This window comes from Pseudomonas sp. RIT623, from assembly GCF_004519305.1.
Lineage (GTDB): Bacteria > Pseudomonadota > Gammaproteobacteria > Pseudomonadales > Pseudomonadaceae > Aquipseudomonas.
In genome coordinates, this window is the sequence record NZ_SOZA01000051.1 from 18,736 (window position 1) to 30,586 (window position 11,851).

15 protein-coding genes are annotated in these 11,851 nt (G+C 63.1%); 10 read left to right on the top strand and 5 right to left on the bottom strand.

Translation table 11 applies throughout. The annotated features are described in order from the left end of the window. Window positions 1-97: 97 nt before the first annotated feature. Genes lptB through E3U47_RS23160 form a run of 5 tightly spaced genes read right to left on the bottom strand, consistent with a single transcriptional unit; the run spans window position 98 to window position 3,415 of the window. Complete coding sequence (gene lptB, locus E3U47_RS23140; protein ID WP_134693902.1) at window positions 98-823, bottom strand: LPS export ABC transporter ATP-binding protein; 726 nt, start codon at window positions 821-823, stop codon at window positions 98-100. After that, a complete protein-coding gene (gene lptA / locus E3U47_RS23145; RefSeq protein WP_134693903.1) occupies window positions 824-1,348 on the bottom strand; it encodes a lipopolysaccharide transport periplasmic protein LptA in 525 nt (174 codons plus the stop codon). Beyond that, window positions 1,335-1,907: an LPS export ABC transporter periplasmic protein LptC gene (gene lptC, locus E3U47_RS23150; RefSeq protein WP_134693904.1), complete on the bottom strand. Its 573-nt coding sequence runs from the start codon at window positions 1,905-1,907 to the stop codon at window positions 1,335-1,337. Before lptC ends, lptA begins: the two co-directional genes overlap by 14 nt. Window positions 1,908-1,915: 8 nt before the next feature. Continuing rightward, window positions 1,916-2,440 (bottom strand): HAD family hydrolase, encoded by a 525-nt coding sequence (locus E3U47_RS23155; protein WP_134693905.1) that lies wholly within the window; start codon window positions 2,438-2,440, stop codon window positions 1,916-1,918. After that, window positions 2,441-3,415 (bottom strand): KpsF/GutQ family sugar-phosphate isomerase, encoded by a 975-nt coding sequence (locus E3U47_RS23160; RefSeq protein ID WP_134693906.1) that lies wholly within the window; start codon window positions 3,413-3,415, stop codon window positions 2,441-2,443. Between the two features lie 244 nt (window positions 3,416-3,659). On the opposite strand from E3U47_RS23160, the gene E3U47_RS23165 reads away from it, so the two are divergent. The 10 genes from E3U47_RS23165 to hisC all read left to right on the top strand — a co-directional run bounded on the left by E3U47_RS23165 (window position 3,660) and on the right by hisC (window position 11,587). Continuing rightward, entirely contained in the window at window positions 3,660-4,469 is an 810-nt protein-coding gene (locus tag E3U47_RS23165) for an ATP-binding cassette domain-containing protein (RefSeq protein WP_134693907.1), read from the top strand. Then, on the top strand, window positions 4,469-5,266 hold the full coding sequence (mlaE, locus tag E3U47_RS23170; protein WP_134693908.1) for a lipid asymmetry maintenance ABC transporter permease subunit MlaE: 798 nt from the start codon (window positions 4,469-4,471) through the stop codon (window positions 5,264-5,266). Before E3U47_RS23165 ends, mlaE begins: the two co-directional genes overlap by 1 nt. Continuing rightward, window positions 5,266-5,751: an outer membrane lipid asymmetry maintenance protein MlaD gene (gene mlaD, locus E3U47_RS23175; RefSeq protein ID WP_134693909.1), complete on the top strand. Its 486-nt coding sequence runs from the start codon at window positions 5,266-5,268 to the stop codon at window positions 5,749-5,751. The genes mlaE and mlaD overlap by 1 nt, the downstream gene beginning before the upstream one ends. A gap of 9 nt (window positions 5,752-5,760) precedes the next feature. After that, window positions 5,761-6,414, top strand: coding sequence for a phospholipid-binding protein MlaC (locus E3U47_RS23180; RefSeq protein ID WP_134693910.1), 654 nt, complete (start codon window positions 5,761-5,763; stop codon window positions 6,412-6,414). Further along, window positions 6,411-6,713, top strand: coding sequence for a lipid asymmetry maintenance protein MlaB (locus E3U47_RS23185; protein WP_134693911.1), 303 nt, complete (start codon window positions 6,411-6,413; stop codon window positions 6,711-6,713). The genes E3U47_RS23180 and E3U47_RS23185 overlap by 4 nt, the downstream gene beginning before the upstream one ends. A gap of 118 nt (window positions 6,714-6,831) precedes the next feature. Beyond that, the gene (locus E3U47_RS23190; protein ID WP_134693912.1) at window positions 6,832-7,071 is read left to right on the top strand and encodes a BolA family protein; all 240 of its coding nucleotides are present in this window, start codon (window positions 6,832-6,834) and stop codon (window positions 7,069-7,071) included. A gap of 23 nt (window positions 7,072-7,094) precedes the next feature. Then, window positions 7,095-8,360: a UDP-N-acetylglucosamine 1-carboxyvinyltransferase gene (murA, locus tag E3U47_RS23195; RefSeq protein ID WP_134693913.1), complete on the top strand. Its 1,266-nt coding sequence runs from the start codon at window positions 7,095-7,097 to the stop codon at window positions 8,358-8,360. Between the two features lie 90 nt (window positions 8,361-8,450). Beyond that, a complete protein-coding gene (gene hisG / locus E3U47_RS23200; RefSeq protein WP_011532429.1) occupies window positions 8,451-9,086 on the top strand; it encodes an ATP phosphoribosyltransferase in 636 nt (211 codons plus the stop codon). 126 nt (window positions 9,087-9,212) lie between these two features. Continuing rightward, complete coding sequence (hisD, locus tag E3U47_RS23205; protein WP_134693914.1) at window positions 9,213-10,535, top strand: histidinol dehydrogenase; 1,323 nt, start codon at window positions 9,213-9,215, stop codon at window positions 10,533-10,535. A 2-nt stretch (window positions 10,536-10,537) separates the two neighbouring features. Then, on the top strand, window positions 10,538-11,587 hold the full coding sequence (gene hisC, locus E3U47_RS23210; protein WP_134693915.1) for a histidinol-phosphate transaminase: 1,050 nt from the start codon (window positions 10,538-10,540) through the stop codon (window positions 11,585-11,587). Window positions 11,588-11,851 lie beyond the last annotated feature (264 nt).

Here is an 11,851-nt window from a genome sequence, read left to right on the forward strand (position 1 = left end):
GAAAAGCGAACAGCCTGTTTTCGAGACCGGGCACTGGAGCACTGTAACAACTTAAGTATCGATCAGGCCTGTGCGCCAGTGCCGCGGGCAGAACGGGTCAGAGTCGGAACTCGTGCCCCAGGTACACTTCCTTGACCAGCTGGTTGGCCAGGATGGTCTCGGCGTCGCCTTCGGCGATCAGCTGGCCATCGTTGACGATGTAGGCGGTTTCGCAGATATCCAGGGTCTCGCGAACGTTGTGGTCGGTGATCAGTACACCGATGCCCTTGTTCTTGAGGTGGTGGATGATCTGCTTGATGTCGCCGACCGAGATCGGGTCGACACCGGCGAAGGGTTCGTCCAGCAGGATGAACTTGGGCGCGGTGGCCAGGGCGCGGGCGATCTCGACACGGCGGCGTTCACCACCGGACAGGCTCATGCCCAGGTTGTCGCGGATGTGGCTGATGTGGAACTCCTGCAACAGGCTTTCCAGCTCCTTGCGCCGGCCATCGCGGTCGAGGTCCTTGCGCGTCTCGAGGATCGCCATGATGTTGTCGGCCACCGACAGCTTGCGGAAGATCGAGGCTTCCTGCGGCAGGTAGCCGATGCCGGCCTGGGCGCGGCCGTGCATGGGCTGGTGGCTGACGTCGTGGCTGTCGATCAGCACGCGACCCTGGTCGGCCTGGACCAGGCCGACGATCATGTAGAAGCAGGTGGTCTTGCCGGCGCCGTTGGGGCCGAGCAGGCCGACGATCTGGCCGCTATCGATGGACAGGCTGACGTCGCGCACGACTTGCCGGCCCTTGTAGCTCTTGGCCAGGTGCTGGGCTTTGAGGGTTGCCATTTACTCGGCCTTTTTCTTCGGTTGAATGACCATGTCGATACGCTGACGCGGTGCAGTCACGTTGCCGCCACGGCCGGCGGTCGCCACCTGGGACTTGGTGTTGTAGACGATCTTCTCGCCTTCGGTGGTGTTGCCTTCGTTCTCGACCTTGGCGCGGTCGGTCAGGATTACCGTGTCCTTTTGCGCCTGGTACTGGATGGTCACCGCCCAGCCTTTCATCTTGTCCGCCTTGGCGGCGCTCTGCTGCTGCTCGAAGTAGGCCAGGTTGCCCACCGAGGTGACCACGTCGATGTCGCCGTTGGCGGCGCGGGTCATGGTCACGGTGTTGCCTTTGATCATCATCGAACCTTGGGTGATGATCACGTCGCCGGTGTAGGTGGCCACGCCTTGCTTGTCGTCCAGGTGGGCGTTGTCCGCCTGGATGCGGATCGGCTGGTCACGGTCGTTCGGCAGGGCGAAGGCGCTCGCGCTTCCCAGTGCTACGCCCAGGCTGAGCAGAAGGGGGATGGTTTTAACGAGCCTCATACTGTCCTCTTACGTTAGAGAGCAGGTCCATCCTGCCTTCTTTCAAATACGCTTTCATTCCTTTGCCCGTAGTCGTGCCACCGGCGCCGTCGATTCTAACGGCTTGCTCGGTCTGCGCATATTGCTTCTGCGGGAACACAGTCATGCGTGTGCTGGTGATGATGGTTTCGCGTCGCTTCTCGTCGGTGCGCGCCACGCGCACGTCGTCGATCAGTTCCACCTCGCTGCCGTCCGGGTTGACCTCGGCGCGCTTGCTCTGCACGTGCCAGGGATACTCGGTGCCACGGTACATGTGCAGGTCGGGCGTGGTCACCAGGGTGACTTCGCTGGCCTTGAGGTGCTCGACCTTGGCGGCGGTCATTTCGTACTGCAGCTTGCCGTCGGGCAGGAACTGCACGCTGTGGGCGTTGATGGCGTAGTAGTCGATGGCGCTTTCGTCGACCTGGGCCGCGGGCTGCTCGAGGAAGCTCTCGGGGCTGATGTTCCAGTAGCCGACCGCCGCCAGTACGGCGGCGATCACGCCAAGCAGCGCAAAATTGCGAACTTTCTTGCTGAACATGGGTGGCCTTACAAGTAGTTGGCGTTGGCAGCGTCCAGGGTGCCCTGGGCCTGCATGATCAGTTCGCAGAACTCGCGCGCGGCGCCTTCGCCGCCGCGGGCCTGGGTGACACCGTGGGCGTGTTGGCGCACGAACGGTGCGGCGTTGTGCACGGCCATGCCCAGGCCCACCCGGCGGATAACCGGCAGGTCGGGCAGGTCGTCGCCCAGGTAGGCGACCTGCTCATAGCTTAGTTTGAGTTCGGCGAGCAGGCCGTCGAGTACCACCAGTTTGTCCTCGCGGCCCTGGAACAGGTGGGGAATGCCGAGGTTCTTCGCCCGGCGCTCGACCACCGGGGTCTTGCGCCCGCTGATGATGGCCGTGGTCACGCCCGCGGCCATGAGCATCTTGATGCCATGGCCGTCGAGGGTATTGAAGGTCTTGAACTCGCTGCCGTCCTCGAGGAAGTACAGGCGCCCGTCGGTGAGCACGCCGTCGACGTCGAACACCGCCAGCTTGATGGCCTTTGCACGTTGCATCAGATCCTGGTTCATTTACATCACTCCGGCGCGCAACAGGTCGTGCATGTTCAGGGCGCCGGTCGGGCGGTCGGCCTGATCGACCACCACCAGTGCGCTGATCTTGTGGTCTTCCATGATTTTCAATGCCTCGGCGGCGAGCATCTCGGCGCGGGCGGTCTTGCCGTGCACGGTCATGACCTCGTCGATCAGGGTCTTGTGCACGTCGATGTTGCGGTCCAGGCTGCGGCGCAGGTCGCCGTCGGTGAAGACCCCGGCCAGCTTGCCGTCGTTGCCCAGGACCACGGTCATGCCTAAACCTTTGCGAGACATTTCAAGGAGCGCGTCCTTGAGCAGGGTGCCGGTCTTGACCACCGGCAGTTCGTCGCCGGCGTGCATGACGTTTTCGACTTTCAGCAACAGGCGACGACCCAGGGCCCCGCCCGGGTGCGAGAAGGCGAAGTCCTCGGCGGTGAAGCCGCGGGCCTCGAGCAGGGCGATGGCCAGGGCGTCGCCCAGTGCCAGTGCCGCGGTGGTCGAGGAGGTGGGCGCCAGGTTGAGCGGGCAGGCTTCCTGGGCGACGCTGGCGTCGAGGTTGACCTCCGCGGCCTGGGCCAGGGGCGAATCGGGGTTGCCGGTCAGGCTGATCAGCTGGATGCCCAGGCGCTTGATCAGCGGCAGCAGGGTGACGATCTCGGCGGTGCTGCCGGAATTGGACAGGGCAAGAATGACATCGTCGCGGGTGATCATGCCCATGTCGCCATGACTGGCCTCGGCCGGGTGCACGAAGAATGCCGGGGTGCCGGTGCTGGCCAGGGTGGCGGCGATCTTGTTGCCGATGTGCCCCGACTTGCCCATGCCAACCACCACGACCCGGCCCTTGCTGGCCAGGATCAGTTCGCAAGCCTTGACGAAGTCGCCGTCGATGCGGGCCAGCAGGGCCTGCACGGCCTCGAGTTCGAGGCGCAGGGTGCGCTGGGCGGATTGGATCAGCTCGCTGGATTGGGTCATGTCGAAACGCAATGCCTGATGAAAAGGCGGCGATTATAGCCGCAATGTGTGAAACGCTCATCCATCGAATGTCATATGCCTGTCGCGCAACCCTGTCTGCGCCCTGAACGAGTCAGGCGATGGCCTTGGGGCGGGCCTATCAGCGGTGCTATAGTTCGCCGCTATTCGGCCTGCCACGGGCGCGTGTGCCTTCATGATGAAGGCCGGCGTCAACTAGGCGAGGCTGCACTAGCAAGGAGTCTAGATGAGTGTGGATAGCGCCTGTGCGGTCGAGTTGAAGGGCGTCACCTTCAAGCGCGGTTCGCGCAGCATTTTCAGCAACGTGGACATTCGTATTCCCCGTGGCAAGGTCACCGGCATCATGGGGCCTTCTGGGTGCGGCAAGACCACCCTGCTGCGCCTGATGGGCGCGCAGCTGCGTCCGGCCAGCGGCGAAGTCTGGGTCAATGGCCAGAACTTGCCCGCGCTGTCGCGGGGCGATCTGTTCGATGCGCGCAAGCAAATGGGCGTGCTGTTCCAGAGCGGCGCGCTGTTCACCGACCTCGATGTCTTCGAGAACGTCGCTTTCCCGCTGCGGGTGCATACGCAGCTGTCGGATGAAATGATCCGCGACATCGTGCTGATGAAGCTGCAGGCCGTGGGCCTGCGCGGCGCCATCGACCTGATGCCCGACGAACTGTCCGGCGGCATGAAACGTCGCGTGGCGCTGGCCCGGGCGATCGCCCTGGACCCGCAGATTCTCATGTACGACGAACCGTTCGTCGGCCAGGACCCGATCGCCATGGGCGTGCTGGTGCGCCTGATCCGGCTGCTCAACGACGCCCTGGGCATCACCAGCATCGTGGTCTCCCACGACCTGGCGGAAACCGCCAGCATCGCCGACTACATCTATGTGGTGGGCGACGGCCAGGTGCTGGGGCAGGGCACGCCGGCCGAGTTGATGGGCTCGGACAACCCGCGTATCCGCCAGTTCATGAAAGGCGACCCGGACGGTCCGGTACCTTTCCATTTCCCTGCGCCTGACTACCGCGCCGATCTGCTGGGAGCGCGTTGATGCGCAGAAAATCCATACTCGAACGTATCCGCCTGTTCGGCCGCTCGGCCATCGACGTGCTGGCCGTGCTGGGGCGCTCGTGCCTGTTCCTCGGGCATGCGCTGATCGGCCGTGGCGGCATCGGCGGCAGCTTCCAACTGCTGGTCAAGCAGCTGTATTCGGTCGGCGTGCTGTCGCTGGCGATCATCGTCGTGTCCGGTGTGTTCATCGGCATGGTGCTGGCGTTGCAGGGCTACAGCATCCTCACCAAATACGGTTCGGAGCAGGCGGTGGGGCAGATGGTCGCCCTGACCCTGCTGCGCGAGCTCGGGCCAGTGGTCACCGCCTTGCTGTTCGCCGGGCGCGCAGGCTCGGCGTTGACCGCCGAAATCGGCAACATGAAGTCCACCGAGCAGTTGTCCAGCCTCGAGATGATCGGCGTCGACCCGCTCAAGTACATCGTTGCCCCGCGCCTGTGGGCCGGCTTCATTTCGCTGCCGCTGCTGGCGCTGATCTTCAGTGTGGTCGGCATCTGGGGCGGCTCGTGGGTCGCCGTGGACTGGCTGGGCGTCTACGAAGGCTCGTTCTGGGCCAACATGCAGAACAGCGTTTCTTTTGCCGACGACGTGATCAACGGCTTGATCAAGAGCCTGGTGTTCGCTTTCGTCGTGACCTGGATCGCCGTGTTCCAGGGGTATGACTGCGAGCCCACCTCAGAAGGGATCAGCCGTGCCACTACCAAGACCGTGGTCTATGCCTCGTTGGCAGTCCTGGGTCTGGACTTTATTCTGACCGCCTTGATGTTTGGAGATTTCTGATGCAAAACCGCACCCTGGAAATCGGTGTCGGCCTGTTCCTCCTGGCCGGGATCCTGGCACTGCTGCTGCTGGCCCTGCGTGTCAGCGGGCTGTCGGCCAGCCCGAGCAACGACACGTACAAAGTTTACGCCTACTTCGACAATATCGCCGGTTTGACGGTCAGAGCTAAAGTGACCATGGCCGGTGTGACCATCGGCAAGGTCACGGCCATCGATCTGGACCGCGACTCGTACACCGGTCGGGTAACGCTGCAGTTGGACAAGAACGTCGACAACCTGCCGACCGACTCCACTGCCTCGATCCTGACTGCCGGCCTGCTGGGCGAGAAGTACATCGGCATCAGCGTGGGCGGCGAAGACGCGTTGCTCAAGGATGGCAGCACCATCCACGACACCCAGTCGGCGCTGGTGCTGGAAGATCTGATCGGCAAGTTCCTGCTCAACTCGGTGGGCAAGGAACCGAAAGAAGCTCAACCGGCTAACTAAGGAGTTTCCATGATTTCGATCCTGCGACGTGGCCTGCTGGTCCTGCTGGCGGCCTTCCCCCTGCTGGCCCTGGCGGCGCCGGGGCAATCCGCCCGTGATGTGATCCAGGGCACCACCAGCCAGTTGCTCAGCGACCTGAAAGCCAACAAGGCGCAGTACAAGGCCAACCCGGAGGCGTTCTACAGCGCGCTGAACAGCAACCTCGGGCCGGTGGTCGATGCCGATGGCATCTCCAAGAGCATCATGACCGTCAAATATTCGCGCAAGGCCACGCCTGAGCAGATGCAGCGCTTCCAAGAGAACTTCAAGCGTAGCCTGATGCAGTTCTACGGCAACGCCCTCCTGGAATACGACAACCAGGGCATCACCGTCGACCCGGCCCGAGCCGAAGACGGCGACCGCACCAGCGTCGGCATGAAGATCACCGGCAACAACGGCGCGGTCTACCCGGTGCAGTACACCATGCAGAAGCTCGATGGCCAGTGGAAAGTGCGCAACGTCATCGTCAACGGCATCAACATCGGCAAGCTGTTCCGCGACCAGTTCCAGGACGCCATGCAGCGCAACGGCAACAACCTGGACAAGACTATCGACGGCTGGGCCGGCGAAGTGGCCAAGGCCAAGCAAGCCGCCGACAGCTCGCCGGATAAGGAAGTCAAATGAGCGACGCCGCCGTGAGCATGTCCGAGCCGGGGGTTCTGGCCCTGGCCGGTGTGCTGGACTACCGCAGCGGCCCGGCCTTGCGCAAGCAGGGCAAGGCACTGATCGCTGCCAGCCGCGAGGCGCGCCTGGTGCTCGACTGCACGGCGGTGGTCAAGTCCAGCAGTGTCGGCCTGTCGCTGTTGCTGGCGTTCATGCGTGACGCCCAGGCCGCCGGCAAGGCCTGGGAACTGCGCGGCATGCCTAGCGACATGCGGGAAATCGCCGAGGTCTACGACCTCGACGAGGTACTGGCAGGCTGATGGCCTGGGGCCAGGTGAAAGCCCCTCGGTCAGCGAGCCCGCGCATGGGCTTCGCAGGCGAGGGGCTTTTTTGTATGATGGCCGACCCGCGCGCGTTGGGCGCCGATCGAGGTTGAGCATGCAGGCCGTAGAAGTTAAGAGCTTTCTGGAAGAAAAAATGCCGGGAACCCGGGTCGAAGTTGAGGGCGAAGGCTGCAACTTCCAGTTGAACGTGATCAGCGACGAGCTGGCGGGCCAGAGCCCGGTCAAACGTCAGCAGGCGATCTATGCTCACCTCAATCCATGGATCGCCAACGGCAGCATCCACGCGGTAACCATGAAATTCTTCAGCAGCGCAGCCTGGGCTGAGCGCACCTGAGCCAACTTGGCGGCGAGACACGAATGGACAAACTGATTATCACTGGCGGTACACGCCTCGACGGCGAGATCCGCATTTCCGGCGCGAAGAACGCAGCCCTGCCGATTCTCTCGGCTACCCTGCTGGCTGATGGCCCGGTCACCGTCGGCAACCTGCCGCACCTGCACGACATCACCACCATGATCGAGCTGTTCGGTCGCATGGGCATCGAACCTGTGATCGACGAGAAGCTCGCGGTGGAGATCGACCCGCGCACCATCAAGACCCTGGTCGCCCCATACGAGCTGGTCAAGACCATGCGCGCCTCGATCCTGGTGCTTGGCCCGATGGTCGCCCGTTTCGGCGAGGCCGAAGTGGCCCTGCCCGGTGGTTGCGCCATTGGCTCGCGTCCGGTCGACCTGCACATCCGCGGCCTGGAAGCCATGGGTGCGAAGATCGAAGTCGAAGGTGGCTACATCAAGGCCAAGGCGCCTGAAGGCGGCCTGCGCGGCGCGCACTTCTTCTTCGATACCGTGAGCGTCACCGGTACCGAGAACATCATGATGGCCGCGGCCCTGGCCAAGGGCCGCAGCGTGCTGCAGAACGCTGCCCGCGAACCAGAAGTGGTCGACCTGGCCAACTTCATCAACGCCATGGGTGGCAAGATCCAGGGCGCTGGCACCGACACCATCACCATCGATGGCGTCGAGCGCCTGCACTCGGCCAGCTATCGCGTCATGCCCGACCGTATCGAGACCGGCACCTACCTGGTTGCCGCTGCCGTGACCGGTGGTCGCGTCAAGGTCAAGGACACCGATCCGACCATCCTCGAAGCCGTCCTTGAGAAGCTCAAGGAAGCTGGCGCCGATATCACCACCGGCGAGGACTGGATCGAGCTGGACATGCACGGCAAGCGGCCTAAGGCTGTCAACCTGCGCACCGCGCCATACCCGGCGTTCCCCACCGACATGCAGGCGCAGTTCATCTCGCTCAACGCCATCGGTGAAGGCACTGGTGCGGTGATCGAGACCATCTTCGAAAACCGCTTCATGCACGTCTACGAAATGCACCGCATGGGCGCGCAGATCCAGGTCGAAGGGAACACCGCCATCGTCACCGGCGTCAACAAGCTCAAGGGCGCCCCGGTGATGGCCACCGACCTGCGTGCGTCCGCCAGCCTGGTGCTGTCGGCGCTGGTCGCCGAAGGCGACACCTTGATCGACCGCATCTACCACATCGACCGTGGTTACGAGTGCATCGAGGAAAAACTGCAGATGCTGGGCGCGAAGATCCGTCGCGTACCGGGCTAGTCGTCTGTACGGCGCAGGGACGCGCCCTGAATCTTTTGCGGTCGGGCCCTGTGCCCGGCCGGCTATAGCTGCTTAAGGACCGACGTTCCAATGTTGACCATCGCGCTATCCAAAGGCCGTATTCTCGACGATACCCTGCCACTGCTGGCCGAAGCCGGTATCGTGCCGACCGAGAATCCGGACAAAAGCCGCAAGCTGATCATCCCCACCACGCAGGATGACGTACGCCTGCTCATCGTGCGTGCCACCGACGTGCCGACCTATGTCGAGCATGGCGCCGCCGACCTCGGGGTGGCCGGCAAGGACGTGCTGATGGAATACGGCGGCCAGGGCCTGTACGAGCCCCTGGACCTGCAGATCGCCCAATGCAAGCTGATGACCGCCGGCGTCACCGGCGCCCCTGAGCCCAAGGGCCGCCTGCGCGTGGCCACCAAGTTCGTCAACGTAGCCAAGCGCTACTATGCCGAACAGGGCCGCCAGGTCGACATCATCAAGCTGTACGGTTCCATGGAGCTGGCGCCGTTGATCAACCTCGCCGACAAGATCATCGACGTGGTCGACACCGGCAACACACTGCGCGCCAATGGCCTGGAGCCACAGGAACTGATCGCCACGATCAGCTCGCGCCTGGTGGTCAACAAGGCCTCCATGAAGATGCAGCACGCCCGTATCCAGAGTCTGATCGACACCCTGCGCAACGCTGTCGAATCGCGACACCGCGGCTGACCTCTGCGCGCGACCTTTGCTGTCGCGCCCGTCTATCCGCGTCATAGCCTTCTTTCTCAGGTGCCCGCGCGGATGGAGTGGTAGCTTTAGGGCGCCTGAACATCCGCTAATAACGAGGCCCTCGCCATGACCGTGTCCACTGCAATTGCCCGTCTCAACGCCGCTGACCAGGATTTCGCCCGACATCTGGATCATCTGCTGAGCTGGGAAAGTGTGTCCGATGACGCGGTCAACCAGCGCGTGCTTGACATCATCAACGCCGTGCGCGAGCGCGGCGACGCTGCGCTGGTGGAGTTCACCCAGCGTTTCGATGGCGTTGATGCCCAGTCGATCGACGACCTGATCCTCAATCGCGATCGCCTGGAACTGGCCCTGACCCGCATCACCCCGACCCAGCGCGAAGCCCTGGAGAAAGCCGCCAACCGCGTGCGCATCTACCACGAGCGGCAGAAGCAGGACTCCTGGCAGTACACCGAGGCCGACGGTACCGTGCTCGGACAGAAGGTCACCCCACTGGACCGCGCCGGGTTGTACGTGCCGGGCGGCAAGGCGTCGTACCCGTCGTCGGTGCTGATGAACGCCATCCCGGCCAAGGTCGCCGGTGTCGGCGAGGTGGTGATGGTGGTGCCAACCCCGCGTGGCGAGGTCAACGAGCTGGTGCTGGCGGCCGCCTGCATCGCCGGTGTCGACCGGGTCTTCACCGTGGGCGGGGCCCAGGCAGTCGCCGCCTTGGCCTACGGCACCGAGAGCGTGCCGCAGGTGGACAAGATCGTCGGCCCGGGCAATATCTACGTGGCTACCGCCAAGCGCCATGTGTTCGGCCAGGTCGGCATCGACATGATCGCCGGCCCATCGGAAATCCTGGTGGTGTGCGATGGTCAGACCGATCCGGACTGGATTGCCATGGACCTGTTCTCCCAGGCCGAGCACGACGAGGATGCCCAGGCGATCCTGGTTAGCCCGGACGCCGCGTTCCTCGACCGTGTCGCCGCCAGCATCGACAAGTTGCTGCCGACCATGGAGCGTGCCGAGATCATCGAGAAGTCGATCAATGGCCGTGGTGCGCTGATCCAGGTGCGTGACATGCAGCAGGCCATCGAGGTGGCCAACCGCATCGCCCCCGAGCACCTGGAGCTGTCGGTGGCCGACCCGCAGGCCTGGTTGCCGCAGATCCGCCACGCCGGCGCGATCTTCATGGGCCGCCACACCAGTGAGGCGCTGGGTGACTACTGCGCCGGCCCCAACCATGTGCTGCCGACATCCGGTACTGCGCGGTTCTCGTCGCCGCTGGGGGTCTATGACTTCCAGAAGCGTTCGTCGATCATCTTCTGCTCCGAGCAGGGCGCCTCCGAACTGGGTCACACTGCCTCGGTACTGGCCCGTGGCGAATCGCTGACCGCCCACGCGCGCAGCGCCGAATACCGCATCCTCAACGAGAAGGGGAACTGAGCATGAGTCGTTTCTGGAGTCCCTTCGTCAAGGACCTGGTGCCTTACGTGCCGGGCGAGCAGCCCAAGCTGGCGCGGCTGGTAAAGCTAAACACCAATGAGAACCCCTACGGCCCCTCGCCCAAGGCCTTGGAGGCCATGCGTGGTGAACTGAACGACAACCTGCGCCTATACCCGGACCCGAACGGTGATCGGCTCAAGCAGGCCGTGGCCGAGTATTACGGCGTGACGCCGGCGCAGGTATTCGTTGGTAACGGCTCGGATGAGGTGCTGGCGCATATCTTCCACGGTCTGTTCCAGCATGACCGTGGGCCGCTGTTGTTCCCGGACGTGAGCTACAGCTTCTACCCGGTGTATTGTGGCCTGTACGGTATCGGGTTCGAGCAGGTGGCGCTGGATGAGCAGTTCCAGATCCGTGTTGCGGACTACAACAAGCCCAATGCTGGGATCATTTTCCCCAACCCCAATGCGCCGACCGGTTGCCTGCTGCCGCTAGAGGCGGTCGAGCAGTTGTTGCAGGCCAACCGGGATTCGGTGGTGGTGGTCGATGAGGCCTACATCGATTTTGGTGGTGAGACGGCTATCAGCCTGGTCGATCGCTACGATAACCTGCTGGTGACCCAGACCTTGTCCAAGTCACGTTCGCTGGCGGGGCTGCGGGTTGGCTTGGCGGTGGGGCACCCTGACCTGATCGAGGCGTTGGAGCGGATCAAGAATAGCTTCAACTCCTACCCGTTGGATCGCATGGCGATTGTCGGGGCGGCGGTGGCGTTCGAGGACCGGGCTTATTTTGATGAGACTTGCCGCAAGGTCATCGATAGTCGGGAGGTGCTGGTGGCCGAGTTGCTGGCGCGGGGGTTCGAGGTGTTGCCTTCGGCGGCGAACTTCATCTTTGCTCGGCATCCCGAGCAGGATGCTGCGGGGATTGCGGCGCGGTTGCGGGAGCAGGGGGTGATTGTGCGGCACTTCAAGCAGGAGCGGATTGCGCAGTTTTTGCGGATTACCATTGGGACGCCGGAGATGAATCGGGCTTTGCTTGATGCTTTGAATTAATTCTGGGGTTTTTGATGGGGGCGGGTTGGGAGTGGCTGTATAACTTCTGATTCGCCCCCTTGTTGTTGTTGTTGTTGTTGTTGTTGTTGTTGTTGTTGTTGTTGTTGTTGTTGTTGTTGTTGTTGTTGTTGTTGTGGGTTTTGGTGGTTTTATGCGCATTCATTTGTGATGTCGACGCATAGTCACCTTTCCGCCCTTACGGCGGGTTGGTCGTGGCCAAAGTAACCAAAGCCGTGGCGCTCCGTTCATCCGGCCCCTGCGCTG